This is a genomic window from Streptomyces sp. WMMC500 (assembly GCF_027497195.1).
In the GTDB taxonomy this organism is placed as follows: domain Bacteria; phylum Actinomycetota; class Actinomycetes; order Streptomycetales; family Streptomycetaceae; genus Streptomyces.
Genome location: NZ_CP114905.1, coordinates 942127 through 968114 on the forward strand (window position 1 = coordinate 942127; position 25988 = coordinate 968114).

Genomic DNA, 25988 nt, shown 5'->3' on the forward strand with positions numbered 1-25988 from the left:
CGGTCACCTCACGAGGACGAAGACGGCGGCGAGGACGGTGAAGGCCGCGACCGCCTGGGCGAGGTAGGTGTGTACCTGGCCGGTCTGCGGGCGGCGGGCGAGCCGGCCCAGCGTGCGGGCCGCGGCCCCGACGCGTTCGACGGTGCCGTCGACGGCCGCCTCCGCGCCGCGGTCGACGGCGCGGGCGAGCCGGACGGTGCCGCGGGCGAGGCCGTCGACGCCGCGGTCGAGTACCCGGTCGTCGAAGGCCGCCAGCGCGGCGGCGAGGCGCCGCACGGGACGTACGACGACGGCGCGGGCCGCCGCCTCCAGGCCCAACCAGGCGGAGGCGGCGGCGGTGAGCCCGGCGGGGGCGGGGGTGAGCCGCTCGCCCCGGGCCCAGACGGCGCAGGACGCGGCCAGGGCGAGGGCGGCGGAGAGCGTGAACTCCCAGGCGTACGGGGCGGCTTCGCCGCGGGCGCCGATCCGCCCGGCGACGGCGTCGCGCGGCCCCGGCAGCGCCAGGACCGCCAGGGCGGCGACGGCGAGGGCGAGCACGGCGAACGACAGCGCTTCGGGGACGGGCACGCGGACGGGCACGGGGAGGGAGCGCGGGCCGCGGTCCCGCGGCACCGCGGCGTCCTCGCCTCCCTCCGCTGCCGTCTCGGCCGGCGGGGCGGCGGTGGCCCGGAGGCGCGCGGCCTCCGGCGGGCACCATGCGAACCACAGGGCCCTGGCGGCGTAGACCGCCGAGACCACGGCCGCCGCCAGGCCCGCCGCGTACAGCGCCGGGCTGTGCTCCAGCGCCCCGGCCAGCAGGAGGTCCTTCGCGGCCCACAGCGACAGCGGCGGCACCCCGGCGAGGCTCAGGGCGGCCACGGTGAACGCGGCGCCGGCGACCCGGTTCCGCCGGGCGGCGCCGCGCAGCGCGGGCAGCGTGCCGGCGCCGAGCGCCGCCAGCCAGAAGCCGGCCACGAGGAACGCCAGGCTCTTCGCCGCCGCGTGCGCGAGGAGTTGCAGGGTGCCGCCGGTGGTCGCGGTCACGCCGGCGGCCAGCACCATGAACCCGATCTGGGCGCAACTGGAGGCGGCGAGGAGCTGCTTGAGGTCGGGCTGCGCCACCGCGACCAGGCCGAGGGCGAGCGCGGTGGCGGCGCCGGTCCAGGCCACGGTGTCGTCGCCCCAGCCGGAGGCGGCGAGCAGCGGCTGCAGCCGCAGCAGCAGGTACGCGCCGGCGACCACCATCGTCGCGGAGTGCAGCAGCGCCGAGACGGGGCTGGGGCCCTGCATGGCCCGTGACAGCCAGAAGCTGAACGGCAGTTGGGCGGACTTGCCCAGCGCCGCGGCGACGACGCCCGCGGTCAGCAGGTGCAGCCAGGGGGCGGGCACCTCGTGCAGTTGGTCGAGGCTCAGGCCCGCCGCCGGGCCGGCGGCGAGGGCCGCGCCGGCGGCGAGGTAGAGCCCCAGGTCGGCGGCCCGGGTGGTCAGGTACGCGACGCCCGCCGCGTCGGCCCGTGCCGGATCGCGCCACCGGAAGCCGATCAGCGCCCAGGAGGTCGCGCCCATGAACTCCCAGCCCATCAGCAGCGCCGGCAGGGTGGTGGCGGTGACGGTGACCAGCATGGCGCCGCTGAAGAGCAGCATGAGGCCGAAGAAGCGGGCCCGTGGCGGCCCTGCGGCGGTGTCGGCGGTGTCGCCGGCGACGTGCGCCGCGTCGCCGGTGTCGGCGATCTCGTCGGTGCCGGCGATGCCGAAGACGAGCACGGCCAGCGTGACGGCGGCGACGGTCACCGCGATCAGCCCGGACAGGCCGTGCGCGCCGAGCCCGAACGGCAGCCCCGCCAGCAGCGGCACCCGCGTCGCCGGCCGGGCCGCCGCCGCGTACCCGGCCAGGACCAGCGCGGCGGCGGAGGCCGCGACGGCGACGGCGGGCGCGTACCGGTCGGCCCTCCGCCCGGCCGCGGCGAGCAGCGCGCCCGCGGCGAGCGGCACGGCGACCAGCGCCCACAGCGCCGCGCTCACCCCTTCAACTCCGCGGCGTCGTCGGTCATGTCGACCTCGCGGGTGCGGAACAGCGCGACGACCACGGCGAAGCCGACGGCCATCTCCACCGCCATGACGGTGACGGCCAGCACGACGAGCACCTGCCCGTCGGTGGCGGCGGGCGCGAGGAAGCGCCAGACCGCGGCGGCGGCGAGGATGACGCCGCCGAGCATGAGCTCCAGGCCCATCATCAGCATCACGACGGACTGCTGGGAGAGCGCGCCGAACAGCCCGGCGGAGAACAGCGCGGCGGCCACCAGCAGGACCGGCTCCAGCGTCACCGGCGCGCCCCCGGTCGTACGGGATCGGCGGGGCGGCGGGCGCGCAGGTCGTCGCCGTAGCGGTCGTACCGGCCGCGGCCGGTGGCGAGCACCACGGCGGCGACGATGGTGCTGAACAGGGCCAGGCCCAGGGTCATCATCGTCAGCATGTGCGGGCCCATCAGCGACTCGCCGAGGGCCTTCGTCGGGTCGCCGGCCGGCTCCCCCCTGCGCGGCGGCCAGGGGGCCAGCAGGATGCCGGCGGCCAGCAGGACGAAGACGCCGGCGGAGAGCGCCGCCGCGCCCCGCCTGTTGTGCAGCATCGACATGTGCGTCAGCCCGGCGGGGTTCATCATGAACATCACCATGAACACGGCCATGAGGGCCATCTCGATCGTCATCATGAGGATGACGACCACGCCGACGTAGTCGAGGCCGAGCCGCAGCACGAGGCCGCCGACGCAGAGCAGGGACAGCAGCAGCGCGTACGTCGCCCGGGCCATGGAGTCGAAGCGGAAGACCATGGCCCCGCTCGCCACCGCGGGCGCGGCGAGCGCCCAGAACACCGCGTCATCGGGCATCTCTGCGGTCTCCCCCCTCATCGGCCGAGGACGACGACGGCGACGGCCAGCGCCTGCAGCAGGGACAGCGGCACGAGCACCGTCCACGCGAACTCCGCGTAGCGCTCCATCCGCAGCGTCGGCAGCAGCCGCCGCCCGGCCACCAGCAGGCCGAGCACCCCGCCCGTCTTCAGCAGCGTCCACGCCCACGCCGGCAGCAACGGGCCGTGGCCGCCGCCCAGGAACAGCGGCACGCTGAACCCGGCGGTGACCACCAGCAGCAGCCACCGCCCGGCCAGCAGCACCAGCCGGTCCACACCCGCGTACTCGGCGACCGCACCGCCCGCCGCGTCGCGCCCGAGCGGATGGTCGAACGGGCCCCAGAAGGCCATCGCCAGCGCGCTCAGCAGGAACACCGCGAACGCCGCCGGCATCCACACCGCGAACCACAGCCCGCGCTGGGCCGCCACCACCTCACCGACCCGCAGCGACTCCGCGCCCAGCGCCGCGGTGGTGAGCGCGAGCATGTGCGGCAGCTCGTACGCCAGGCCCTGCGCGAGGAAGCGGTGGCCGCCGATCAGGGACAGCGCCGAGTTCGGCCCCCAGCCGGCCAGCCACACCGCCGCCCACGCCAGCACCTCCATGGCGTTGAACCACACCACGCCCACGACCGGATCCGTGGCGGCCCGGAACCCCCAGGGCAGGACGGCGGCGGCGAGGACGGCGGCGACCGGGACGAGCGTGACCCCGAGGCGGCCGAGCCACGGATCGGCCGCGGCGGTACGCCGCGGCTGCCCGCCCAGCAGCCGCAGCCCGGCGAGCAGCGGCGCCGGCGCCGCGCGCAACGGGCGGCCGGAGCGGCCCCGTTCCGCCGCCGCGGTCAGCACGGCGTCGAAGGCGGCGACCACGGCCGCCGCCGCGGCGAGGACGAACGGCAGCAGCACGACGGCCCACACGGGCGCGGTGTCAGCCACGGACGGCCACCCCCGGCGCGTCGAGGTCCGGATCGAGGCTGGCCACGATCACGCGCGCGGACGTGAACTCGGCGCCGCTCAGCAGGCCGGGCAGGACGTCCAGCAGCGCCCGCGAGGGTGGCCGCGGGCCGTCGAGCCGGCCCCGCGGACCCTCCCGGTCGGACGGCGCGAGCGGCCGGTCGTCGTCCACCCGGGCGGCACAGCGGGCGGATTCGTCGAGCCAGGTGAGCAGCCGGCCGTACGCGTCACCGTCCGCGGCCAGCGCGGGACCGGTCACCCCCAACCGCCGGGCCCGCGCGGCGGGCAGCGCGCCGAGCCCCGCGGTCTGCTGCCGCAGCACCCGCGACCGCCGCACCCGCCGCCTCAGCCGGCCCAGGGCGGCGCCCCACTCCCCCACCGGCGCCCCGCCGAGCACGTCGTCGCGCAACCGCCGCGCCCGCGCCGCCGGATCGGCCCACCCCGAGACGGCCAGGAGCCGCGCGACGCTGTCCAGGTGCGCGGCGCAGCACCGCCGCCGGGCAGCACCGCGCACGACCTCCTCGCCCCGCGCGGCACGCAGCCACGGCTCGTCCCAGTACGGCAGCCCGCCCGCGCACGACGCGGGGCACGAGGCGGGGGTACGCACCTCGGCGTGCTGCACGACGTCTCCTTGCAGGGCCACGTCGAGCACGAGCCCGGCGGGCCAGTCGGCGAGCCCGGGTCCGAGCGGCAGGTGCAGCCGGTCGAGCCGCAGCCCGTCGCGGTCGTCCGCACGTTCGGCCATGGGCAGTCCGGCGACGGGCCCGCCGTGCCGGTGAGGCGCTTCGTGACCGCCATGATTGCTGTGACTGCCGTGACTCCCGGGACTGCCGTGGCCGGGGTGGTGGTCGCCGTCACCCCCGTCATCCCCGCCGCCCCGGTCACCCGCCTCACCTCCGTTGACCGAGACCTCCACCGGCATCAGCAGCCCGTCCAGCGCCGCCTCGACGCCGTGCGGGCCGGCCACGGCGGACCGCGCCTTGGGGTGCGGGATCTGCCGCCAGAGCGCGTCCGTCCACTCCGCGCCCGCGGCACCGCCCGCCCCGACGACCAGCAGCCCGCTCGCCGCCGCCGGGCTCGCGGCCACCGGCCAGCCACGCCGCCGCAGCCCCGCCTCCGCGGCCAGCCGCGCCCGGGTAGCGCCGGGGTGGACGGCCAGGAGAACGGCGGGATGCCGGGTGCCGATCCGGCGCAGCGCGTTCCTCAGGCCCACCGCAGCGCGCCCTCGCGCCGGGCGTAGGTGACGGCCGCGAAGAGGATGCCCAGGAAGAGGAACATCTCGACGACGGCCGGCGTGCCCATCTCGCCGACCACACGCACCCACGGGTACATGAACAGCATCTCCATGTCGAAGGCCAGGAAGATCATCGTCACGGGATACCAGCGGACGTGGAACCGGGAGAACGCGTGCTCCCCGGGCGGCGGTCCGCCGCTGAACGGCCCCGATTCCAGCGTCCCCCGCCCACCCCGCAGCCACGCACCCAGCCCATGAAGCGCCGCGACCCCGCCGACCACCACGCCGAGCAGCACCGCCACCGGTTCCCAAACCGCCACGCCGAGCATCATGCCCGACACGCACCGTCACGGGCGGACGCCACGGCCGACGACGGAGGGTGACGAGCGACGGGCACCCGGCCGGCGGCGCGCCGCGCCGCGCTCAGCGCGGGTCGAGGTCCAGCGGCGTGGGCTCGAAGGCCCAGTCGAGCACGAAGTCGGCGACCTCTTCCCAGCCGGTCTCACCGCAGGTGTAGTGGCTGCGGCCGGGGTACTTCTTGTACGCGGTGACGGCCCTGGAGTGCTTGGCGTTCTTCTTGTAGTTCTCGTGCTGCACGGCCGGCGGCAGGATGCGGTCCCTGCCGCCGGCGATGAACAGCAAAGGTGCCCGGTCGTGGTTGGCGAAGTCGTAGGCCGTCGCGGCGTGCGGCGTGACGTTGGCGAAGCCGCCCTGGAACAGGATCCGGCCCGAGACGGGGACCGCGTAGCGGTCGTAGACGGCCTTCGACTCCTCGTCGCTCAGGTTGTTCGTGAACGCGTGGTGGAAGTCCTTCTCGGTGAGGGACACCGGGCGGTTCTTGTTGGCCGGGTTGTGCAGGACCGGGAACGTCGCCTTGATCTCGCTGAACGGCAGCGCCCGGATCCCCTTCACGGGCGCACCGTCGATGGACACCCCGACCGCGCCGTATCCGGCGTCGAGGAGGAGTTGCACGAAGGTGCCGCCGAACGAGTGGCCCACGAGAAGCGGCTTCGTGTCCAGTGTCGCCACGAACCCGGCCAGGTGGTCGAGGATCTCGCGCACGCCCAGCCCCGCCAGCGGCGAGGGATCACGGCGCAGCGCCTCGACGCCGGCTTCGCCCTGCTCGATCCCCGGGTAGCCGGGGGTGTGCACCTTCATGCCCCGCTGCTCGTAGCGGGTGACCCAGTGCTCCCACGACAGGGGCGTCATCCAGAGGCCGTGGATGAGTACGACCGTGTCCGGTGGTGCGGCCTGGTCCATCGTCCCGTCCGATCTCTCCGGCGCCGGCGTCCGCGCGTACCCGTACGCTGCCGACTTCAGACTATTCGGACACCGGGCCGAGCGGAGTCATCGATGCGCCGCGAGCCGCCGCGCCCGCGGCCCGCCGTCAGAGGTCGCCCGGCTCGGGCTGGGCCGGGGCGCCGGCGGAGTCCATCAGGATGGCGTGCGTCTGGTAGGCGCCGGGCGCCGCCTTCGCGGGGACCTGGGAGGAGACCTGGACGATGCCGCTCGGCAGCACCGTGAACACCGGCGGCTCCGCGTTCTTCGGCAGGTCGCGGACGAACCGGTCGACGCGGATCCGCTGGCCCTCCGTCAGGTCCGACTTCTGCAGGCTGCCGACCGTCCCCTGCAGATGGCGGATCACGAGGGCGGCGTCGTCCGGGTTCATCGCGGTCAGCCGGATCCAGGAGGAGTCGGCGAAGCTGAGGCGTACGTCGGACTCCAACTCGCTGTACGGCATCCGCCGCAGCTCCGCGACCGCGTCGCGCGGCACCTCCCACAGGACGTCCGCGCGCCCGATCGAGCCCACGGTGGTGCCGAGGAACACCAGGCGCCGGTCGGTGAGCGCCACGTGCGTGCGGTACGTGTCCGGCCGGCGCGACGGGTCGAGCTGCCAGGGGGCGCCGCGCGCCACGGTACCCGGGTCGGCCCACATGACGGGGAAGTCGTCGACCTCGTTCTCCGGCTCGTCCGGGCGGCCCCGTACGGACGGGCTGCCGAAGGGGGAGCCACCGCCACCGAGCGCGTTCGCGACGACGTTCAGGACGGCCGGGACGCCGATGCCCAGCACCCGGCCCGTGCGCCGGGCCGCGCGCTCGCCCGCCGGGCGTACGGTGAACTCCGGGCCCCGCGGCCAGCCCGCCTGCTCCTCCAGCTCGCGCTGGATGTCGCGGCGCCCGGTGTCCCGGAACCAGCGCGCGCCCGCGACCCGTGGCGCCACGCCGGCGGCGAAGTGCACGCCCGTCCGGCACTGCAGCGTCTCGTCCCCGTCCGGGTACCAGTCCATGCCGTCAGCCTCCCTCCGTGCCCTCCGGCTGGGGGAAGGCCACGGACTTGACGATCTCCGCCATGAGCTCGCTGAGGTCGTCCCACTGGTTCATCGCGCTGGTGTCGAGCGTGAACACCGCAGTGTACGGGCCGGTGGGGAACGGGATGTAGACCTGGATCTGACCCGTGATCAGCCGGGTGTCCTCGCCGCTCTCGGTGTAATCCCCGTCGATCGTCAGCGCCTTGACGGTGACCACGGCGACGGCCGGGCCGCAGGGCAGGTCGAGCCAGCGCACGTCGTGCTTGGGCCGCCGCCCGAAGACCTCGCGCAGGCCCAGCGCCGCCGCCTCGGCGCTGGTGTGGTCCGACTCCATCGCGGCGACGGTGAGCGAGCAGTGCGCGACGCCGCCCTCCTGGTCGTCGTAGATGCCGATCCCGGTGAAGCAGACGCCGTTGCCCGCCATCGCCTCCAGTACGGGGACGTAGATGGCGCCCATCGCCTGCCAGAGCTGTTCGTCGCCCTTGGGGTAGATGTCCCGTACGAGTTCCGCTGCCGCCTCGGCGCGCTCGGCGGGGTCGAGGGTGAGGGAGACGGCGTGCATGCCCTCCGGGACGTGGAAGCCGATGGGGGGCGGCAGGACTTCCGCCGTTGCCCCGCTCGCCGCGTCCGCGGTCTCGTCGAGGCCGGTCACGTCGCTCACCTCGCTCACCTCGCCGTGGCCGCGTTGGTGAAGGCGTCGCCGAAGCCGAAGTCGCGCTCCGCCAGCCCGTGGATCTTGTAGCCGGTGAGCGCGCCCTTGATGCCCGCGTCGAGGCCGCGGCCGAGGTTCGACATCGGGGCGATCAGCTCGTCCGCCTTGATCAGCGGCTTGGCGAGGAGGTTGATCCCCTGGGTACCCAGCCACTGGCCCATGCGGACGTTCTGGTACGCGCTCTCCGCCGCCAGCATCATCCGGCTGCCGCCCTTGATGAGCGGGAAGGACTTCAGCGGGCCGAAGAGGACGAACGTCTTCCCCATCCCCGTGACCCCCCGGTACGCGCTGCCCAGCTTCGCCGCGCGCGCCACCGCGTTGGTGCCCTTCGCGAGCTGGGCGCCGCCGATCACGCCCTTCACACCGGGGATGATGCCCAGCGCGTCGATGCCGATGTCCAGCCAACTGACATCGGCGCCCGCGGCCATGGCGGTGAGGTGGGTGACCAGCGCGAGCGCGCTGGTCACCATGGCGGCGACGGCGAAGATGGCGCCGATGGGCTCGAACGGCGCGGTGAGGATGGCCAGGACGCCGAGGATGCCGCTGAGGGTGCTCAGCAGGTCGCCGATGGCCTTGATGAAGTCGGCGTGGTCCTGGACCCAGTCGACGGCGTCGCCGAAGGCGTCGGCGATCCCGCCCGTGATCTTGTCGAAGAGACCCGGCTCGTTGGGCGCCATGTCGCTGGCGCCGTCGAGGTCGTCGGTGATCCGTTCGGCGGCGGCGTGGTAGCGGTCACGGAGTTCCTCCGCTCGGTCGATGACGCGCTGCAGCGCGTCGTCGGCGCCCTCGGCGGCCTCTTCCTTGCGCTCCTTGTCCTTCTCGGCGCGCTCCTGCTCGCGGTCGCCCTCGCTGTCCTCCACGGCGCCGGTGGCACCCCGCAGCGCCAGTCTGGCGTCCTCGGCCTCCTGCTGCCGCCGCTTGGCCTCGCGTTCGAGGTCCGCGGCCTCTTCCTGGAAGTTCTCCAACTGCTGCGACCAGCGGCTCAGCGCGTGCGACGCCTTCTCGAAGGAGTCCCGGGCCTGGCGCAGCTTGGGCGTGACGTCGTCCGACACGTAGTCGGAGAAGGCGACAGCCGCCTTCCCCTTCCAGGCGCCGCACGATATTCGCTCCAGGTCGGCGACGGTGTCGCGCAACTCGCCGGCCACGCCCCCGATCCGCTTGGCGAGACTCCTGGTGCGGTGGACGTCGCCGGGGGTGGGGTCGAAGCCGAGGGTGGGGAAGCTGCGGGCGGGGTCGGAGGGTGCCACGGTCAGCCGGCCTCTGCTTTGGTCAGGGTCTCCATGAGGTCCTTGTCGAGCTCGTCGAACTTCGTGGCGATCTCGTCGATCATGTCCACGGTGGCGGCGGTCGTCTCGCCGATCTGGGTGATGCCGTACTTCCACTCGTCGGCGAAGTCGTGCACCTCGTCGATCAGTTTCCCGGCCCCCACGGCGTCGCCGTCGGCGCCGCCGATCACCTTCCGGACGTTCTCCATCCGGCGGGTGATCGTGCTGAATGTCTTTCTGAGGTCCTCCATGACGGTGCCTCGGATCACCAGATCGCCCAACGCGCACGCCCCTTCGGATCGACGGGTGTTGATCGAAAGGCATCAGCCTAGAAGCGCGGACCGGCCGGCCGTGGCCGAAAATGCGATTCACAGAAAACTCTCATGCGGCGGTCAGCCGGCCAGGTCCCGGACGTGGGGGACGGTCCGGACCAGGGCCAGGACGCCGATCACGACGACGGCGACGCCGGCGCAGCCGGGGAGCAGCCACCAGCCGAGGCGGATGCTCTCGCCGAAGAGGAACATCCCGAGGACGAGGCTCACGGTGGCGTCGCCGATGGTGAGCGCCGGCTGGGAGGCGGCCAGGGAGCCGGCCTGCAGGGCGTTCTCCAGCAGCAGGACGGCGGCGATGCCGCAGAGCGCGAAGCCGTACGTCTGCCAGGTCGTCAGGAAGGCGAGCAGGCCGTCGTCGATCAGGACGGAGGTGGCGGTCTTGAGCAGGGCCGCGGTCAGCGCGTTGCCCACGGCCGCCGCCGCGCCCAGGACGACGGCGCGCAGCAGGCCGGAAGTGCCGCGGACGCTGAGGGCGACCGCGGCGGCCATCGCGCCCAGGCAGGCGAGCAGCACGGGAACCCACCGGGTCATCGGCGCCAGGTCCCGTTCCCCGGACGGGGCGGCGGCTCCGAGCGCCACCGCGAGTCCGGCGACCACGGCGGCCACGGCCCACCAGCCCTCCTCCGGCAGGCGGCGGTGCAGCAGAAACGTGCCGAACAGCAGGGCGAAGGGCAGTTCCAGGATGAACAGCGGCTGCACCAGAGAGAGCGGCCCGTTGGCCAGGGCCACCGCCTGGCTGACGGCCGCCCCGGTGACCCCCGCGATGCCGATCAGCCAGGCGGGCTTGCGCGCCAGTGCCACGAGCAGCCGCAGACCGCCGCCTTGCGGCACGGTGGCCGCGGCCTTGCGCTGGAACGCGGTGCCGGCGGCGTTGCTGGCGGCACCGAGGACCGCGAAGGCTACGGCGAGAACGAGCATGTGGGGTATCCGCGCGGTATGGGTCGGCCGCCCTGCCGGGCGGGAGCATCTGCGTCGCTACGCTCGGACCGTACCCCCCGGCACTCCCCACCGGCCTCCGGCTCGCCCTGACACGCCGCCGAGGACGGCGGTCGAAATCCGGCCGAGCCCGGCCACGGGCGCGTGGGGCCGGCACGGGCGGCGTTATGGTCGGTCACCGGAGGCGGCGGGGACACCGGGCGCAGGGGGGCCACGATCTTGCGGTTACGCACGGGCCGGACGGCACGGGGGCGGCCGGGGCCCGGGGTGCTGCTGCACCCGTCGTTGCGCGCGTGGCTGGGGCCGGTCGCGGTCCTCGCGACGCTCGTGGTCGCGGTGCTCGGGATCCTGGTCGCCGGCGACGGCGGGGACGGCGCGGTGGACCTTTGGCTCGGGCCGGCGGAGGCAGGGGCGGGGCCGTGGCGGGACGTCGCCCTTGCCGTGGACTTCTGGGGCGAGCCGGCCGGAGCGGCGGCGCTGGTGGTGGGCGCGGTGACGGGCTGTCTGGCGTTGCGCCGGCCGCGCGCGGCGGTGCTCTTCGTTGCCGGCACCGGTGCGGCGGTGGCGGCGACGACGCTGCTCAAGCCCCTGGTGGGACGCACCATCCACGGCGACAACCTGTCCTACCCCAGTGGGCACACCGCCTTCGTCACCGCGTGCGCCCTCGTGCTGGCGATGCTCGCGACCGGCCGGCCCGGCGTGGGCAGGACGGCCTGCGCGGCGGTCGTGCTCGGCGCGGCGCTGGTCGCGGGCGCCGCCATGGGCTGGGCGCAGGTCGCCCTGGGCGCGCACCATCCGACGGACGTCGTCGGCGGCTGGTGCACCGCGGCGGCGGTGATCCCGGCGACCGCGTGGCTGATCGACCGGGGGGCCGACGCCGGCCGGCGCCGCCGCCGCTGACGCCACGTCACGAACGGCGGCGGAACACCGGCCGCACCGGCCGCCCGCCCATCCAGGGCGTGGGATCGGCGGCGTCCAGCGCCTTCCGGTACGTCGCACACGCCTCGGCCACCACCTCGACGGTGCGGTCGATGTCGGCGTCGCCGAGCGCGCTGCTCACCACGAACGACGGGGCCAGCACCCCGCCCGCCAGCAGCCGGCGCAGGAAGAGGGTGCGGTACCGCTGCGACGGCCGCCCGTGCTCGTCGAGGGTGGCGAAGACCAGGTTGCTGGCCCGGCCCCGGAGGACGACGTGGTCGCCGACGCCCATGCCGGCCGCGGCGTCGCGGACACCGGCGGCCAGCCGCTCGCCGAGGTCGTGCAGGCGCGCCGTGACGCCCTCCTCTACGTAGGTGGTCTGCACGGCCGCCGCGGCGGCCAGCGCGTGCGTCTCGGCACCGTGCGTCGTGGACAGCAGGAACACCCGGTCGCCCGGGTGCCGCAGCCCGCCGCGCTCCATCAGCTCGCGGCGCCCGGCCAGCGCGGCGACGGCGAACCCGTTACCCAGCGCCTTGCCGAAGGTGGAGAGGTCGGGCACGACGCCGTACAGGCCCTGGGCGCCCGCCTCGGACCAGCGGAAGCCGGTGATCATCTCGTCGAAGACGAGCACGCAGCCGTGCCGGTCGGCCAGTCGGCGCAGTCCCGCGAGGTATCCCGGCGGCGGCTCGGTGTGGGTGGCGGGTTCGAGGATCAGGCAGGCCACCTCGTCCTCGTACCGGGCGAGCAGTGCCTCGGTGGCGGCCAGGTCCCCGTACGGGAACGCCACGGTGAGGCCGGTGGCGGCCGCGGGGATGCCGGCGGACATCGGCGTGGTGCCGATGAACCAGTCGTCGACCGAGAAGAACGGGTGGTCGCCGCAGACGGCCACCCGCGGGCGGCCCGTGACGGCGCGGGCGAGGCGCACCGCGGCGGTGGTGGCGTCGGAGCCGTTCTTCGCGAACTTCACCATCTCCGCGGTCGGCACCGTGGCGAGGAAGCGTTCCGCCGCCTCGGCCTCCACGACGGACGGGCGGACGAAGTTCCCGCCGCGGCCGATTTCCCGGCGCACCGCTTCGAGCACCCGCGGGTGGGCGTGGCCGAGGCTGACCGACCGCAGGCCGGAGCCGTACTCGACGTAGCGGTTGCCGTCGACGTCCCACACGTGGGCGCCGCGGCCGTGGCTGATGACCGGCGCGAGGTGCTCGGGGTACTGGTCGTCGCCCTTGGCGTAGGTGTGCGCGCCCCCGGGGATCAGGGCGTGCAGGCGTTCGTTCACCTCGCGCGACCGGGGCAGGGAGAACTCTTCGGTGTCCACTCCGGCGTCACCCCTCCCTTGCCTTGAGGACCTCGGCGAGGCCCGGCGCGGCCCGGTCCCGCCGGGACATCGAGGTGACCGGCAGGGGCCAGGCGATGGCCAGCTCCGGGTCGTCGAAGGCGATCGTCACGTCCTCGGCCGGGTCGTGCGGCCGGTCGATCCGGTACGAGGTGTCGGCGGTCCCGGTCAGCGCCTGGAAGCCGTGCGCGCAGCCCGCCGGGACGTACAGCGTGGCCTGCGTCTCGTCGGACAGCTCGAAGAAGGCCCGGCCCAGGTAGGTCGGCGAGTCGGGCCGCAGGTCCACGACGACGTCGAAGATCCTCCCGTACGAGCACCGCACCAGCTTGGCTTCGCCGGCGCCGGCGCGCAGGTGCAGGCCGCGCACCACGCCGCGGGCGGACCGGGACACGCTGTCCTGGACGAAGGCGTCCGGGTCGAGGCCCACCGAGCGGATGGTGTCGGCGTCGAAGGTGCGGCAGAAGAAGCCGCGCTCGTCGGCGTAGGGCGTCGGCTCGAAGAGGAACGCGCCGGTGATCGCCGGCACTTCGCTCGCTTTCATGGGGCCTCCCGGAACAGGGCCGCGGTCAAGGCGGTGAACTGCTGGTCGAGTTGCTCGGTGACGGCGCGGTTCCGCTCGACGAGGGTCCGCCGCACCTCGGCCGATCGCCGCTCCAGCTCCCGGAACTGCGCGAGCAGGCGGTCGGCGTCGACCTCGCGGGCCGGATGGCAGTACGCGCCGAGGCCCATCAGGTCCATGAGCGCGACGCTCTTCTCGGCGTAGCCGAGGGCGAGCGTGGGCACGCCGACCCTCAGCGCGCAGACCAGGTTGTGGTACCGGGTCGCCACCACGCTGTCGGCGGCCGCCATCTCCTTCATCAGGTCGGCGAGCGCGTCCGCCTCGGCGGCGGTGACCAGCGGCGAGTCCACCGCGTCCAGCACCGCACCGACCACCGCCGTGTCCGTCTCGTCTCCGATGAGCAGCCGGACCGGCCTGCCGTCCTCGACCAGCGCGCGGACGAAGCGGGTGGTCCCCTCGACGTAGCGCCGGTGGATCTCCCCGGCCCGGGCGCGGTCGTCGTTGCCGCCGTGGTAGTCCATGACGCCGACGCAGACCGGGCCCTGCGGGCCCGGGGCCGCCCGCGGCGCGGGCAGGGCGAAGGCGAGGTCCGGGTAGACCTCGTCGTGCGCGGTGTCCACGCCCATCGAGCGCATCGCGTCGCGGGACATCTCGTCCCGGTACGAGCGGTACGCGGCCAGCTTCGCCGACCAGCGCACCAGCGCCCGGGTCGGCCGGTCGCGGATCGCGGCGGCGCCGACGCCGACCAGCGCGACCCGGGTGCCGCACAGCCGGCCGGCGGTGCAGAGCAGGAACAGCGAGTACGGGAAGCCCCACGGCCGCAGCGGCAGGGTGGCCTCCAGGACGCCCATGCCCGGCACGATCACCAGGTCGTGCCGGCGCACCCAGGCGGCGGTGCGGACGGCGTCGACGAGTTTGCCGAGACCCTTCGCCGCGATCGCGCCAGCGCGCGAGGCCGTCCGGTACTCGCCGCGGTACCAGTGCAGTCGCGTGGCGGGGATCCCGTACCGGCTCGCGACGACCTCGGGGCCGCCGCACAGCGCGTCCACGACGGCTTTCGGGTGTGCGGCGCGGAGGTAGCCGAGCACGGCCTCCAGCGACCCGTCGTTGCCGAGGTTGCCGGAGCCGAGCAGGCCGAACACCCCGACGCGCACCGGGGTTCCGGGCGCGGAGGTCACGGCCTGTCCCCGTTCCGGCCCGCACGGCCGGCGACGAGCGCGTCGACGGAGACGGCGAACCGGTCCGGGTCGACCGGGGCGCGGTCCTCGACCCGCTCGCCGGCGCCCGGCCGCGCCCGGCTGGCCAGCCATGCGGCCAGGTGCCGGTAGCAGGCGCGGCGGTCGGCCGGGGACAGCGGCGCCCGCCGGATCGCCGCGACGAAGCCCCAGACGTACTCGGCGAGCAGCCGGGGCGTCGGGTGCAGTCGGCCTGCCCGGCGCGGGTCCAGGTTGACGCACCGGGCGCGCTTGGACGGGTTCGCCCGCTCGGCGCGGGTGGGGTGGTCGCGGCGGAAGTACAGCAGCTCCGGCACCTGGTGGAAGGGCCCGTGCAGGCCGATCTCGGCGACGAACGTGCGGTCCGCGTGGTGGTAGCTGTCGTGCGGCTTCACGCGGCGCAGCACGTCCGCGCGCATCACGCCGTAGAAGTCGTCGCCGCCGGGCTCGAAGAGCATGCTGCGGAAGCGCTCCGGCGGGTGCGGCGAGCCGGTCGCGAGCGTGTACGCGTACGGGACCTTCACCCGGCCGGCGCCGTCGACGACGGCCTGGTCGGCGTGCGCGAGGATCACCTCGGGCCGCTCGTCCAGCGCCTCCACGCAGCGCCGCAGCAGGTCCCGGGCGTAGAGGTCGTCGTGCGAGGCCCACTTGAACAGCTCGCCGCGGCACTCGGTGAACACGTGGTTGTGGTTGGGCGCGGCGCCGATGTTCCGGGGCAGCCGGACGTAGCGGATGCGCGAGTCCCGCGCCGCGTACCGGCGGCAGATGTCCCGGGTCCCGTCGGTCGAGGCGTTGTCGGAGATGACCAGTTCGTAGTCCTCGTAGGTCTGGCCGAGCAGGGCCTCGAGCGCCTCGGCGAGGTACTCCTCGCCGTTGAAGACGGGCAGGCCGATGCTGAGCCGGGGTCGGGCGGTCATGGCGTCCTCACTTCGGGGATCGGGGTGCGCCCGCGTTCGCGCAGCGCGGAGCGGAGGTGCAGCCACCACACGGCCGAGCCGCTCACGGTGGCGGCGGCGACGCCCCAGGCCGAGCCGACCGCGCCGGCCGCGGCGGCGCCGCCGAGGCCGCCGCCGACGTAGCAGGCGGAGGCGAACATCTGGCAGCGCAGGCTGCGCCGGGCCGCGGCGAGCGCGCGCAGCCCAGCCGCGGCGCCGGCGCCGAGGCCCGCGCCCGCGACGCCGAAGGTGGCCGGGACGATCAGCTCCGCGGCCGGGTACCAGACCATGCCGAGGACGTGTTCGCCGAGACGGTCGGGGACCAGCAGCAGTGCCGCGCCCCAGAGCAGCGCCGCGGCGGCCTGCCCGGCGCCGAGCCGGAAGCAGAACCCGGCCAGCCGGTGCGGGGCCTGCCGCAGCACCCGCGCCGCCTCCGGGACGGTGACGAGCGACAGGCCCATCAGCACCGCGAGGAACGGGCCGAGCAGCAGCTCCGCGCCCCGGACCACGCCTACCGCGCCGACGCCGACGATCGCGCCGAGACCGTACGTCCGCAGTTGGGACGCGCCGCTGACGCCGGCGTTCTCGACCAGGTACCGGTAGCCGAGGTCGCGGTGCGCGCGCAGCCACGCGCGCGCTCCGGCCGGCCGGGGCAGGATGCCGGTCTGGAGGCAGCCGTACGCCGCGGCCACCGCGGCCGACCCGCCCCAGGCGAGCACGAAACCGGCCACGCTGCCCGCGCGGGCCGCCAGCACCAGGGCCGGGACGCACGCGAGGCCCCAGACGACGTCGTTGACGAACGCCTTCCGTCCGGCGCCCGCGGCGAAGAACGCGAACCGCCAGGCGTCCTGGAGCAGCAGCCCGGGCAGGACGACGCCCAGGCAGACGAAGGCGGTCCCCACCCGGCCGCCGGCATCGTGGAGCCCCGCGCCCAGCCCGGCCGCCACGCACGCCGCGCCGAGGGCGGCGCCGACGCAGAGCGCGGTCCCGGTCACCCGGGCCGTCGCCTCGCGCCAGGCCGCGTCCGGCGCGCCGCTGAAGCGCACCACGAGGGGGTCGGTGGCCAGCCCGCGGGAGATGCCGAGCACCAGGCCGTACGTCACCCACGCCAGGGTGAACACCCCGAAGGCGGCCGTCCCGAGCGAGCGCGCCACGTACATGCCCACCAGGAAGTTGGACGCGCTGGAGGCGGCCTGGTCGGCCAGTCCCCAGGACAGCCGGCCGGCCACGGCCCGCCCGGCGTCCGGGCGGGCCCGCCGGCCGCGGCCCGCCGGTGCCCGCGCCTGTGCCTGTGGCGGTGCCTGCGCCTGTGCCTGCGTCCTGTCGTCCCCGGTGGTCATCGCGGTCACGCCTTGACCAGCTCCGCGCCCTCCAGGGCACGGGCCGCGGCGGCGACCGCGTCGAACGGCAAGCCGGCCCGCTCGGCGACGTCGAGCAGACTGTGCTCACCGTCGGAGAGGCTGAGCACCCAGAGCATGGCCATCTGGGTCTGCCGGGCGTCGCTGCGGCCGCCGAGCGGGTCGTACAGCCCGCGCCGGCCCAACTGCGGCTCGCCGTAGGGGCTGAGGTTGACGTAGCGCCGGTTGCGGTCCAGCACGGCGAACGCCTCGCGGCAGACGGCGAGCGTGTCCGCCATCGCCGCCGGCGAGACGAGGTCCAGGTCGTCCGCCGAGGTGTGGTACTCGGGGTAGCCGGCGTAGGGGGTCCGGGTGAGCGAGCCCACCCCGAGGTCGAACCCGGGCGAGCAGAACTGCCGCTCGTCGTAGCCGTACGGGGTGAACTCGGTGACCCGGTGCGGGCGTGCGGAGGCGGCCAGCACGTGCCGCATCACCCGGTCGATCTCCGCGTCGCCGCGTCTGCTCTGCTTGTACGTCAGCGGGCCCGGGTCGCCGGCGCAGGCCAGCACGAGGCCGTGCTTGACCCGGTCGATGCGCTCGGCGTTGCGGGCCAGCCAGGTGATCGCCCCGATGGTGCCGGGCGCGAAGAGGAACCGGTAGGTGTAGTACGGCGTCTCCGCCGCCAGCGCCCGGGCCAGGAACGTCGCCACCGCGATGCCGGCCAGGTTGTCGTTGGCCAGCGACGGGTGGCAGACGTGGCAGGAGACGATCACCTCGTCGGCGACCCGTCCCGGGACCACGTGCTCGGCGTAGGTGAGGTGGCCGTCGGCGAGCGTGGAGTCGATGCGTACCTCGTAGTCGCCGTCCGGCAGCGCGTCCAGGGTCTCCTGGGCGAGGCAGAAGCCCCACTCCGGCAGGTAGTAGCTGGTGCGGTACGGCACCCAGGACGGCCGGTCCGGCAGTGTGTGCAGATGCTCGCGCAGCTCGGCCAGCGGCATGGTCGCCGACACCGGGACGCTGTAGCCGAGCACGTGCAGGTTGGACGCGGCGAAGTCGACCACCCGGCGGCCGGCGGGGTCGGCGACGTACGCGTCCTTGATGTTCCACTCCTGCGGCACCGTCCAGTCGAGCACCCGGGTGCCGGTCGGCACCTCGTGCACCTGGAGCGGGACGTACTCGCCGACGATCTCCAAGGTGGCGCGCACACCGTCGCCCGTGATGGACCGGCACAGCGGATACAGCCGCTCCACCAGCGCGTACATCCGCTCGCCCGCCGCGGTCACCGGCGCGACCGCAGCGTGTCGTCGACGGTGCCCGCCGCGGACGCGGCGCGCAGCACGGCCAGCCTGGTGAAGCGCTGCTCGAAGTCCTCCCGGGTCAGGCCGTGCTTCCGGTAGGCGTCGGCGAGTTCGCGCGCGCCCTGCTCGACCGTCCACGCGCAGTCGAAGCCGGGTATCGCGGCGCGGAAGGCGGAGAAGTCCACCCGGTACGAGCGCGGATCGGCCCCGGTGTCGCCGGTGATCACCACCTTCGAGCCGCCCACCGCGGCGGCGACCCGCTCGGCGATCTCGGCGACCGTGACGTTGTTGATCTCGCTGCCGATGTTGAACGCCCGGTCGTGGACGGCTTCCCGCGGTGCGGTCAGCGCGGCGGCGAAGGCCCGCGCGATGTCGGCGGCGTGCACCAGCGGGCGCCACGGGGTGCCGTCGGAGAGCACCAGCACCTCGCCGGACAGCAGCGCGTGCCCCACGAGGTTGTTCAGCACGATGTCGGCGCGCAGCCGGGGCGAGAAGCCGAAGGCGGTGGCGTTGCGCATGTACACCGGGCTGAAGTCGTCGTCGGCCAGGGCGTGCAGGTCGTCCTCCACCCGCACCTTGGACTCGGCGTACGGGGTCACCGGGCGCAGCGGCGCCTCCTCGGCGACCAGTCCGCCGCCGCCGGCGGCGCCGTAGACCGAGCAGGTCGAGGCGTACAGGAAGCGCCGTACCCCGGCCTCGCGGGCCAGCCGGGCGAGCCGGACGGAGGCGTGGTGGTTGATGTCGTAGGTGAGCTCCGGCGCCAGCGATCCCAGCGGGTCGTTGGAGAGCGCGGCCAGGTGGATCACGGCGTCCACCCCGGCCACGTGCTCGGCCGTGACGTCGCGCAGGTCCACCCGGTGCCCCGGCGGGTCGGCGGGCGGCGGGCCCAGCACGCAGTCGGCGAACAGGCCGGCGTCGAGACCGACGACCTCGTGCCCGGCGTCGCCGAGTACCGGGGCCATCACGGTGCCCAGATAGCCCTGGTGTCCGGTCAGCAGTACGCGCACGGTTCAACCCCCCAGGTTGAGAGTGAGTTTGGTGACGGCGAACGCCTCGGCGTAGCGCGCGTGGCATTCGATGCCGCGGATCCGCGCCAGGCCGAGGAAGGCTTCCGGGTCGTACCAGGGCCGGTGCCGCTGCGAGGGGTAGTGCTCCTGCAGCAGCCGCACCTTTTCCTCCGCGGTCCCGGGCGCCAGCGGCTGGTACGCGACCGGGCGGCCGAGATCGCCGTCCCACTTGACGATCTCGTAGCCGAGCACGAGGTGGTCGCGGAACGCGGTGGTGACCAGGCGCGCCAGGGTGCGGTGGTCCTGGTGTGCGTCGTCGGTGCGCGGCGCGAGCACCACCTGCGGCTCGGTCTGCCCGCGCAGTTCCTCGACCGCGGCCTTGGCCTCCGCCCAGTGCGCGGGCAGCCGGCCGTCCGGCAGCTTGGCCACGGTCGGCCGCAGGTCGGCGCCCGGGCAGAAGGCGGCGAGCGCGGCCCGCTCCTCCTGCTCCCGCTCGCCGCCACCACCGGAGAGCACCAGGGCGTCGACGCGGATGCCCGGCCGTGCCTGACACATCGTCAGCAGCGTGCCCCCGGCGCCGATGGCGATGTCGTCGCAGTGCGCGCCGACGGCGACGATCCGGTCGGGGGCCCCGGCCCCGAGCCGGATCACGCGGTCCCCGCTCCGCCGCCGGCGGCGGCCTGCACGCCGTCCCGTTCCCACACGGCCCACGAGCGCTCGCCCCGCGCGTACGCGGCGTCGAGCGCGGCGCGCTCCTTCACGGTGTCGGTGGGCTTCCAGAAACCGCGGTGCCGGTGCGCCACCAGCCGCCCGCGCTTGGCCAGCCGGGCGCAGCCGTCGGCGACCAGGTCCCCGTTCTCCGGGATGTGGTCGAAGACCTCCTGGCGGAGCACGAAGTAGCCGCCGTTCTCCCACAGCGGCAGTTCGCTCACCGCGGTGATGCCCCCCACCAGGCCGTCCTCGCCCAGGTCCACGCAGTGGAACGAGGACTGGGGCGGCACCACCAGCATCGACGCACCGGCGTCGCGCCGCGCGAACCGGTCGATCATCTCCGGCAGCGGGGCGTCGGTGAGCACGTCGGCGTAGTTGGCGAGGAACATCTCGTCGCCGTCCAGGTGGTGCCGCACCCGGCGCAGCCGCTCCCCGATGGGGGACTCGATGCCGGTCTGCGCGAACGTGATCGTCCAGGAGGCGATGTCGGTGGACAGCAGCTCGGTCCGCCCGTTGCGCAGCACGAAGTCGTTGGACGTGGTCTCCTCGTAGTGCAGGAAGTAGTCCTTGATGTGGTGCGCCCCGTACCCGAGGCACAGGATGAACTCCGTGTGCCCGTAGTGCGCGTAGTAGCGCATCACGTGCCAGAGCAGCGGGCGCGGGCCGACCATGGCCATCGGCTTGGGCACGTCGTCGGAGGCGCCGCTGCGCATCCGCAGCCCGTAGCCGCCGCAGAACAGTACGACCTTCATGACTCGACCTCGACAACGCTCAGTTCGGGGATGGGGAAGACCAGCCGGCCGCCCCAGGCGTGCACGAAGGACAATTGCCCGACCAGCTCCGCCCGCAGGTTCCAGGGGAGGACGAGCACGTAGTCCGGCCTGTCGGCGGCGATCCGCTCGGGCGGCAGGACCGGGATGCGGGTGCCCGGGGTGAACCTGCCGTGTTTGTAGGGGTTGCGGTCGACGGTGTACGGGAGCAGGTCGGGCCTGATGCCGCAGTGGTTGAGCAGCGTGTTGCCCTTGCCGGGGGCGCCGTAGCCGACCACCGTCTCGCCGCGCTCGGCCGCGTCGATGAGGAACCGCAGGAGGTCCCGGCGCACCTTCGCCACCCGGGCGGAGAAGTCGGCGTAACCGGACAGCTCCTCCAGCCCGGCGGCCTTCTCCCGGGCCAGCACGTCGGCCACCCGCCCGGTCGGCTCGCCGGCCGCCTCGGCCGGCCGGGCCCACAGCCGCAGGGAGCCGCCGTGGGTGGGGAGCAACTCGACGTCCACGAGGGTGAGTCCGCCGCTCGCCAGCGCCCGCGTCGCGGACGCGACCGTGTAGTACTGGAAGTGCTCGTGGTAGATCGTGTCGTACTGGTTCTGCTCGATGAGGGTCAGCAGGTGCTGCACCTCGATGGTGACCCAGCCGTCGTCGGCGACCAGGGCGCGCAGCCCCCGGGTGAACCCGACGACGTCGGGGACGTGCGCGTACACGTTGTTGGCCACGACGAGGTCCGCCGGGCCGTGCTCGGCGCGGACCGCCTCGCCGGTTCCGGGGTCGAGGAACGCGGTGAGCGTGGGCACACCGGCGTCCCGTGCCGCGGCGCCGACGTTCACCGACGGCTCGATGCCGAGGCAGCGGATCCCGCGGTCCACCACATGCCTGAGCAGGTACCCGTCGTTGCTCGCGACCTCGACCACGAAGGCGTCGCCGCCCCCGGAGCCGAGACCGAGCCGCCGGACGGCGTCGGCGACGAACGTCCGCGCGTGCTCCACCCAGGAGGTCGAGTACGAGGAGAAGTACGCGTACTCCTCGAACGTCTCCTCCGGCGTGATCAGCGGCGGGATCTGTGCCAGCCAGCAGTCGGTGCAGACCCGCAGGTGCAGCGGGTACGCCGGCTCCGGCCGGTCGAGTCGGTCCGCGGCGAGGAAGCTCTCGCACGGTGGTGTCGCCCCGAGGTCGACGACGCTCTCCATCGCTTCCGAGCCGCAGAGTCGGCATCGTGTCATCTGCTGTCCCCATCCCCCCTGCCCCGGCGGGTCTCCCCGCCGCGAGGCGGTGCCGGCCGGCCCGCGATCGCGGTGCCGTACTCCTCAACCAGGCGTGCCAGCCCGACGTCCGGGCTGAACTTCTGCTCGTAGCGGTGCCGGGCCGCCCGGCCCATCTCCCGGCCGCGGGCCGGGTCGGCGGTGATCCGGCGCAGACAGGACGCGAGTGAGCCGGGGTCGCCCGGCCGGTGCAGCAGGCCGGTCACCCCGTCCTCGACGAGTTCGGTGAACGCGGCGTGGCCGGCGGCGACCGCCGGGACCCCGGCCGCCATCGCCTCCACGACCACGAGCCCGAACGTCTCCAGGGCCATCGAGGGGGCCACCACGGCGACCGCCCGGACGACGGCCCCGCGGCACTCCTCCGCGTCGTACAGCCCGACGAACCGCACGTCCTCCCGGCCCGCCGCCCAGGCGCTCACCTCGCGCTCCAGCGGCCCTGCGCCGGCGAGCACGAGCGGCACGCCCACGCCGCCGCTCGCGGCGATCTCGTCCCACGCGGCCATGAGCAGCCGTACGCCCTTGGCCTCGGCGAGCCGGCCGAGGAAGAGCAGGTGCTCGCCGACCGCGGCGCGGCAGGCGCCCGGGTCGGGCACGAAGTTGTGCTTCACCGCCAGCCGTTCGGGCGGCATGCCGGAGCGCACCAGAACGTCGCGCTGCGCCGCGGAGATGCAGAAGAACCGCGCCACGCCGGACCACCACCGCCGCCGGTTGACCGACAGGCTGACCGCGAGCGGCACCGTCGCCAGCCGGGAGTCGCGGTAGCAGCCGTGCCGGACGGCGGGCAGCGGCGCGGACCCGACGCAGTCGGTGCACAGCCGGCCGTCCCGCCGCAGCGTGCCGGGCGGGCAGATCTGGGTGTAGTTGTGCAGCGTGGCGACGGCGGGCACGCCGGCGTCGGCGCAGGCGGCCAGCACCGCGGGCGACAGCAGCGGGAAGACGTTGTGGACGTGGACCACGTCCGGCCGCGCCGTACGCAGCCGGGCGGCCAGCTCCGCGCGGACCGCGGGGTTCCACGGCACCAGCAGCGGTACCGCGGCCTTGCCCAGCAGGGACCTGGCGGCGATGTCGTCGCTGCGCCGCTCGAACACCTCGACCCGGTGGCCGGCCGCGCGCAGCAGCCCCACCTCCTGGTCGACGACCCTGTTCTCCCCGCTCGGCTGCGCCGAGACGTAGCGGTTGTGCACGACGAAGACGTGCATGTCAGGTCACCTCCGATCCCCGGGCCCGGCGCGGGACACGTCGTCGGAGCGCCCCCGGCGCCGCGGGGGGCACCGCCGCGGCGGGTGCCGCCAGCAGCGAGGCGGCCACGGCCAGGTGCAGCAGGTACGGCGAGGCGTCGCCGAGTCCGGCCTCGGTGTACGACGAGATCGCGCAGTAGGTGATGAGGAAGATCGCGCAGGCCCTCGGCAGCGACGGCGGCCGCAGCAGCGCGACGCCGCCCAGCACGAGGACGAGCGCCGCGACGATCGCTGCGCCGGTCAGCCCTTGTTCGTGGTAGACGGCCAGCCAACTGTTGTCGATCGGCAGCCCGTCGTACGACTTGTCACCCAGGCCCGTGCCGAACAGTCGCTCCGCAGTCGTCCGGTCCGCGGCCAGCAGGGCGTCCCAGACCTTGGCCCGGCCGGTGAGGCTGGAGAAGTTCTCCTGGCTCTGGCCGCGCAGGAACCACGCCCGCAGCGCGGGGGCGAACCACACCGCGGCCACGGCGGCGCACAGCACCGCCCAGGCGAAGAACCGGCGGGCGGCGGCGCTGGTCAGGATGAGCGAGCCGATCGCCAGTGCCAGCCCGACGATGAGGCCGGCCGTCGCCGTCCGTGTATGGCTCAGCGCGAGCAGGACGAGCGCGGGCACGATGACCGCGGCGGCGCTCGCGCCGGTGGTCCTGCGGCCCAGCAGGAGCAGCACGGTGAGCCCGGTGATCACCGCGGCGTACTGGCCGATCTGCGGCGGCGTGAGCGGCCACAACGCGCCGACCAGCCGCCCGCCGTAGAGTTCGGGCATGGCCGTCCCCGGCGAGATCGCCAGCCCCGCGGCCACCGAGCCGAGCACGGCCCAGTACATCCGGATGTGGCTCCGGACGAACGTGAGGCCGCCGTCCCACCAGCGGGTGAGCAGCCACAGCGTGCCGACGAACAGGGCCAGCCGGGCGCAGCGGAACAGGGCACCGAACCCGGACTCCAGGTCCACGCTGGCGAGCACGCTCGGCACCAGCAGCAGGGTGAGCAGGAACACGAAGGCGCTGGGCCGGATGCGCAGCCGGAGGTTGACGGCGAGCGCCAGCGCGAACGCGGCGGCCAGCGCGCCCATGGTGACCATCTGGATGAGGGAGCGGGGCAGCGGGACGATGGTCTCCGCCCCTGCGGAGCCGAGCGTGTTGAGGCCCAGCAGCCCCCAGACGATCCCCACGGTCTTCGGCGTGCCGGCGGGGCGCGGTGCGGCGCCGGGCCGCGTGTCCGCCGCGTCCGGGCCGGCCGGCAGCACCCCGCGTGCCGGGTTCCCGCTCACCTCGGGCCACCGGCCCGCGGCGCGAAGCTGCTGCCCTCGTCCTGCCGGTACGGCATGCCCTGCCACTGCGTGACGTCGAGCGCCCGGCTCGGGTCGTGGACGACGAAGCTCCACGGTCCGCGGTAGGTGTTGTCGTGCCAGCGGTTGCGCTGTTTCCCGGTGATCGCCTCGGCGACCCGCTCGCCCTTGTACGGCGACCAGTCGGGGTACGTGCCGTAGTTGGCCAGCACCGCCATGCGCCCGCACTCCACGGTGCACATGACGACGGACGTGTCCAGGACGAAGCGGTTGTGGTGGATGTCCACCCGCTGGGTCTTCCAGCGGCAGTCGTCGTAGAGGGGTGGGGTGGCGATGCCCGGCCGTTCGCAGCGGTCGGTGTCCGGGACGAGCAGCGTGCACTCGCCGGTCGAGGTGTTGGCCGGGCTGTTGCAGAACCGGTCGGCGTTCTCCCACAGGGTGATCCCGGACCAGTTGTCCTCCAGCACGTTCCGGTAGATCTCGATCTTGTCCGTACGGGCCGGGATCCGCGGTTCGCCGCCGGACTCGGACACGTAGATCGTGGCGTACGGGAAGTCGTCGCCGCGGTCGGCGGACCTGCGGCCCTCGACCCAGTTGTTCCGCCGGATCGTGTTGTTCCGGATCACCGCGTTGTAGCTGGTCTCGTACATGAGCGCGGCGCCGTCGTTGGCCTCCAGCACGTTGTCCTCGATGCGGAAGTCGTTGTTGTTGTTGTCCGCCCACAGCCCGGCCCCTCGGTTGTCGTGCACCCAGTTGCCGCGTATGTCGGCGCCGTTCACGGCCCAGAACTTGACCCCGCCGGTGCAGCCGCAGCCCGGCCTGCGCCGCTCCCAGTCGCCGGTGTTGTTGCCCGTGATCTCGTTGCCCTCGACCACCAGGCCGCGGATGGAGTCGCCGGCCTGGTACGCGTTCATGCCGTACTGGCCGTTGTCGCGCAGGCAACTGGCGCGGACCCGCTGGCGGGCACCGGCCATCAGCCCGGCGCCGGAGTTGTGCTGGATCGTGGCGTGCTCGATCACCCACCCGTCGGCCGAGTCGTGGTTGACCACGCCCTCGTTGTGGGGCGCGACGAAGCGCTGCACGGTCAGGTGGCGGATGGCGACGTCGCGGGCGGTGCCGCCGAACGCGTACTGGTTGGTCTTCCGGCCGTCGAGCACCGCGCCGGGGGCGCCGAGATAGGCGTTCCCCTCCTTGGGGACGACCTGGGCGTAGCGGTCCGGCTCAAGCCTGTGAGTACCCTCCCGCAGCCAGAAGACCGTGCCCGGCGGGCTGCTCCCGGTCTTCGCGGCGAGGTCACCGACCACCGCGGGGTCGACCGTCACCGCGCCCGCCGGCGGCTTCGCCGGCCCGGACGCGGTCTCTCCGCACACCCGGGCCACCAGCGGGGCGGGCGCCGCGGCGCCGGGCTCCCGGCGGGCGTCCGTCTCGTCCTCGCAGCCGGTCGCCAGCAGGACCAGCGCCAGCGGTGCCGCCGCCCACACCCGGGGCCGCCATGTGATC

Annotated in this window: 26 protein-coding genes; 1 reads left to right on the forward strand and 25 read right to left on the reverse strand. The window is 74.5% G+C overall.

Annotated elements, in window-relative coordinates; all coding sequences use genetic code 11:
- Positions 1 to 3 precede the first annotated feature (3 nt).
- From O7599_RS03880 to O7599_RS03935, 12 genes are all read right to left on the reverse strand, one after another.
- Positions 4 to 2001: a proton-conducting transporter membrane subunit gene (locus O7599_RS03880; protein WP_281620663.1), complete on the reverse strand. Its 1998-nt coding sequence runs from the start codon at positions 1999 to 2001 to the stop codon at positions 4 to 6.
- Positions 1998 to 2303 (reverse strand): NADH-quinone oxidoreductase subunit NuoK, encoded by a 306-nt coding sequence (gene nuoK, locus O7599_RS03885; RefSeq protein ID WP_281620664.1) that lies wholly within the window; start codon positions 2301 to 2303, stop codon positions 1998 to 2000. Before nuoK ends, O7599_RS03880 begins: the two co-directional genes overlap by 4 nt.
- Positions 2300 to 2863 carry an NADH-quinone oxidoreductase subunit J gene (locus O7599_RS03890; RefSeq protein WP_281620665.1) on the reverse strand — a complete coding sequence of 188 codons (564 nt, stop codon included), beginning with the start codon at positions 2861 to 2863 and terminating at the stop codon, positions 2300 to 2302. The genes nuoK and O7599_RS03890 overlap by 4 nt, the downstream gene beginning before the upstream one ends.
- Positions 2864 to 2880: 17 nt before the next feature.
- On the reverse strand, positions 2881 to 3816 hold the full coding sequence (locus tag O7599_RS03895; RefSeq protein ID WP_281620666.1) for an NADH-quinone oxidoreductase subunit H: 936 nt from the start codon (positions 3814 to 3816) through the stop codon (positions 2881 to 2883).
- Positions 3809 to 5047, reverse strand: coding sequence for a hypothetical protein (locus tag O7599_RS03900; RefSeq protein WP_281620667.1), 1239 nt, complete (start codon positions 5045 to 5047; stop codon positions 3809 to 3811). The genes O7599_RS03895 and O7599_RS03900 overlap by 8 nt, the downstream gene beginning before the upstream one ends.
- The gene (locus O7599_RS03905) at positions 5038 to 5400 is read right to left on the reverse strand and encodes an NADH-quinone oxidoreductase subunit A (protein WP_281620668.1); all 363 of its coding nucleotides are present in this window, start codon (positions 5398 to 5400) and stop codon (positions 5038 to 5040) included. The genes O7599_RS03900 and O7599_RS03905 overlap by 10 nt, the downstream gene beginning before the upstream one ends.
- A 91-nt stretch (positions 5401 to 5491) precedes the next feature.
- Positions 5492 to 6328: an alpha/beta hydrolase gene (locus O7599_RS03910; RefSeq protein ID WP_281620669.1), complete on the reverse strand. Its 837-nt coding sequence runs from the start codon at positions 6326 to 6328 to the stop codon at positions 5492 to 5494.
- A gap of 127 nt (positions 6329 to 6455) precedes the next feature.
- Positions 6456 to 7355, reverse strand: coding sequence for a hypothetical protein (locus O7599_RS03915; protein WP_281620670.1), 900 nt, complete (start codon positions 7353 to 7355; stop codon positions 6456 to 6458).
- A gap of 4 nt (positions 7356 to 7359) precedes the next feature.
- On the reverse strand, positions 7360 to 8037 hold the full coding sequence (locus tag O7599_RS03920) for a hypothetical protein (protein ID WP_281620671.1): 678 nt from the start codon (positions 8035 to 8037) through the stop codon (positions 7360 to 7362).
- Between the two features lie 5 nt (positions 8038 to 8042).
- Entirely contained in the window at positions 8043 to 9335 is a 1293-nt protein-coding gene (locus O7599_RS03925; RefSeq protein ID WP_281620672.1) for a putative T7SS-secreted protein, read from the reverse strand.
- Positions 9336 to 9337: 2 nt separating this feature from the next.
- Entirely contained in the window at positions 9338 to 9604 is a 267-nt protein-coding gene (locus O7599_RS03930; RefSeq protein ID WP_281620673.1) for a hypothetical protein, read from the reverse strand.
- Between the two features lie 141 nt (positions 9605 to 9745).
- A complete protein-coding gene (locus O7599_RS03935; protein ID WP_281620674.1) occupies positions 9746 to 10603 on the reverse strand; it encodes a DMT family transporter in 858 nt (285 codons plus the stop codon).
- 237 nt (positions 10604 to 10840) lie between these two features.
- Between O7599_RS03935 and O7599_RS03940 the strand changes: the two genes are divergently transcribed.
- Positions 10841 to 11521, forward strand: a complete 681-nt coding sequence (locus O7599_RS03940; protein WP_281620675.1) for a phosphatase PAP2 family protein — start codon at positions 10841 to 10843, stop codon at positions 11519 to 11521.
- Positions 11522 to 11528: 7 nt separating this feature from the next.
- On the opposite strand, the gene O7599_RS03945 is transcribed toward O7599_RS03940, so the two are convergent.
- The 13 genes from O7599_RS03945 to O7599_RS04005 are packed head-to-tail and all read right to left on the reverse strand — an operon-like array spanning position 11529 to position 25987.
- On the reverse strand, positions 11529 to 12854 hold the full coding sequence (locus O7599_RS03945; RefSeq protein ID WP_281620676.1) for a glutamate-1-semialdehyde 2,1-aminomutase: 1326 nt from the start codon (positions 12852 to 12854) through the stop codon (positions 11529 to 11531).
- A 7-nt stretch (positions 12855 to 12861) separates the two neighbouring features.
- Complete coding sequence (locus O7599_RS03950; protein WP_281620677.1) at positions 12862 to 13413, reverse strand: dTDP-4-dehydrorhamnose 3,5-epimerase family protein; 552 nt, start codon at positions 13411 to 13413, stop codon at positions 12862 to 12864.
- Positions 13410 to 14609 carry a polysaccharide pyruvyl transferase family protein gene (locus O7599_RS03955; RefSeq protein WP_281620678.1) on the reverse strand — a complete coding sequence of 400 codons (1200 nt, stop codon included), beginning with the start codon at positions 14607 to 14609 and terminating at the stop codon, positions 13410 to 13412. The genes O7599_RS03950 and O7599_RS03955 overlap by 4 nt, the downstream gene beginning before the upstream one ends.
- Entirely contained in the window at positions 14606 to 15562 is a 957-nt protein-coding gene (locus tag O7599_RS03960) for a glycosyltransferase family 2 protein (protein ID WP_281620679.1), read from the reverse strand. The genes O7599_RS03955 and O7599_RS03960 overlap by 4 nt, the downstream gene beginning before the upstream one ends.
- Positions 15559 to 16920, reverse strand: coding sequence for a hypothetical protein (locus O7599_RS03965; RefSeq protein ID WP_281620680.1), 1362 nt, complete (start codon positions 16918 to 16920; stop codon positions 15559 to 15561). Before O7599_RS03965 ends, O7599_RS03960 begins: the two co-directional genes overlap by 4 nt.
- A 5-nt stretch (positions 16921 to 16925) precedes the next feature.
- Positions 16926 to 18179: a DUF4910 domain-containing protein gene (locus O7599_RS03970; protein WP_281623272.1), complete on the reverse strand. Its 1254-nt coding sequence runs from the start codon at positions 18177 to 18179 to the stop codon at positions 16926 to 16928.
- 17 nt (positions 18180 to 18196) lie between these two features.
- Entirely contained in the window at positions 18197 to 19222 is a 1026-nt protein-coding gene (locus O7599_RS03975) for an NAD(P)-dependent oxidoreductase (protein WP_281620681.1), read from the reverse strand.
- Positions 19223 to 19225: 3 nt separating this feature from the next.
- Positions 19226 to 19873 (reverse strand): PIG-L family deacetylase, encoded by a 648-nt coding sequence (locus O7599_RS03980; protein ID WP_281620682.1) that lies wholly within the window; start codon positions 19871 to 19873, stop codon positions 19226 to 19228.
- On the reverse strand, positions 19870 to 20685 hold the full coding sequence (locus O7599_RS03985) for a glucose-1-phosphate cytidylyltransferase (protein WP_281620683.1): 816 nt from the start codon (positions 20683 to 20685) through the stop codon (positions 19870 to 19872). Before O7599_RS03985 ends, O7599_RS03980 begins: the two co-directional genes overlap by 4 nt.
- On the reverse strand, positions 20682 to 21926 hold the full coding sequence (locus tag O7599_RS03990) for a class I SAM-dependent methyltransferase (RefSeq protein WP_281620684.1): 1245 nt from the start codon (positions 21924 to 21926) through the stop codon (positions 20682 to 20684). The genes O7599_RS03985 and O7599_RS03990 overlap by 4 nt, the downstream gene beginning before the upstream one ends.
- A complete protein-coding gene (locus tag O7599_RS03995) occupies positions 21923 to 23164 on the reverse strand; it encodes a glycosyltransferase (RefSeq protein WP_281620685.1) in 1242 nt (413 codons plus the stop codon). Before O7599_RS03995 ends, O7599_RS03990 begins: the two co-directional genes overlap by 4 nt.
- A gap of 1 nt (position 23165) precedes the next feature.
- Complete coding sequence (locus tag O7599_RS04000) at positions 23166 to 24443, reverse strand: O-antigen ligase domain-containing protein (protein WP_281623273.1); 1278 nt, start codon at positions 24441 to 24443, stop codon at positions 23166 to 23168.
- A gap of 23 nt (positions 24444 to 24466) precedes the next feature.
- Positions 24467 to 25987, reverse strand: a complete 1521-nt coding sequence (locus tag O7599_RS04005) for a right-handed parallel beta-helix repeat-containing protein (protein WP_281623274.1) — start codon at positions 25985 to 25987, stop codon at positions 24467 to 24469.
- Position 25988 lies beyond the last annotated feature (1 nt).

Coding starts and splice junctions, on each gene's coding strand:
- O7599_RS03935 (WP_281620674.1), bottom strand. CDS start 10,603: ATGCTCGTTCTCGCCGTAGCCTTCGCGGTCCTCGGTGCCGCCAGCAAC.
- O7599_RS03950 (WP_281620677.1), bottom strand. CDS start 13,413: ATGAAAGCGAGCGAAGTGCCGGCGATCACCGGCGCGTTCCTCTTCGAG.
- O7599_RS03910 (WP_281620669.1), bottom strand. CDS start 6,328: ATGGACCAGGCCGCACCACCGGACACGGTCGTACTCATCCACGGCCTC.
- O7599_RS03905 (WP_281620668.1), bottom strand. CDS start 5,400: ATGATGCTCGGCGTGGCGGTTTGGGAACCGGTGGCGGTGCTGCTCGGC.
- O7599_RS03890 (WP_281620665.1), bottom strand. CDS start 2,863: ATGCCCGATGACGCGGTGTTCTGGGCGCTCGCCGCGCCCGCGGTGGCG.
- O7599_RS03960 (WP_281620679.1), bottom strand. CDS start 15,562: ATGACCGCCCGACCCCGGCTCAGCATCGGCCTGCCCGTCTTCAACGGC.
- O7599_RS03915 (WP_281620670.1), bottom strand. CDS start 7,355: ATGGACTGGTACCCGGACGGGGACGAGACGCTGCAGTGCCGGACGGGC.
- O7599_RS03995 (WP_281620685.1), bottom strand. CDS start 23,164: ATGCACGTCTTCGTCGTGCACAACCGCTACGTCTCGGCGCAGCCGAGC.
- O7599_RS03970 (WP_281623272.1), bottom strand. CDS start 18,179: ATGTACGCGCTGGTGGAGCGGCTGTATCCGCTGTGCCGGTCCATCACG.
- O7599_RS03990 (WP_281620684.1), bottom strand. CDS start 21,926: ATGACACGATGCCGACTCTGCGGCTCGGAAGCGATGGAGAGCGTCGTC.
- O7599_RS03965 (WP_281620680.1), bottom strand. CDS start 16,920: ATGACCACCGGGGACGACAGGACGCAGGCACAGGCGCAGGCACCGCCA.
- O7599_RS03985 (WP_281620683.1), bottom strand. CDS start 20,685: ATGAAGGTCGTACTGTTCTGCGGCGGCTACGGGCTGCGGATGCGCAGC.
- O7599_RS03930 (WP_281620673.1), bottom strand. CDS start 9,604: ATGGAGGACCTCAGAAAGACATTCAGCACGATCACCCGCCGGATGGAG.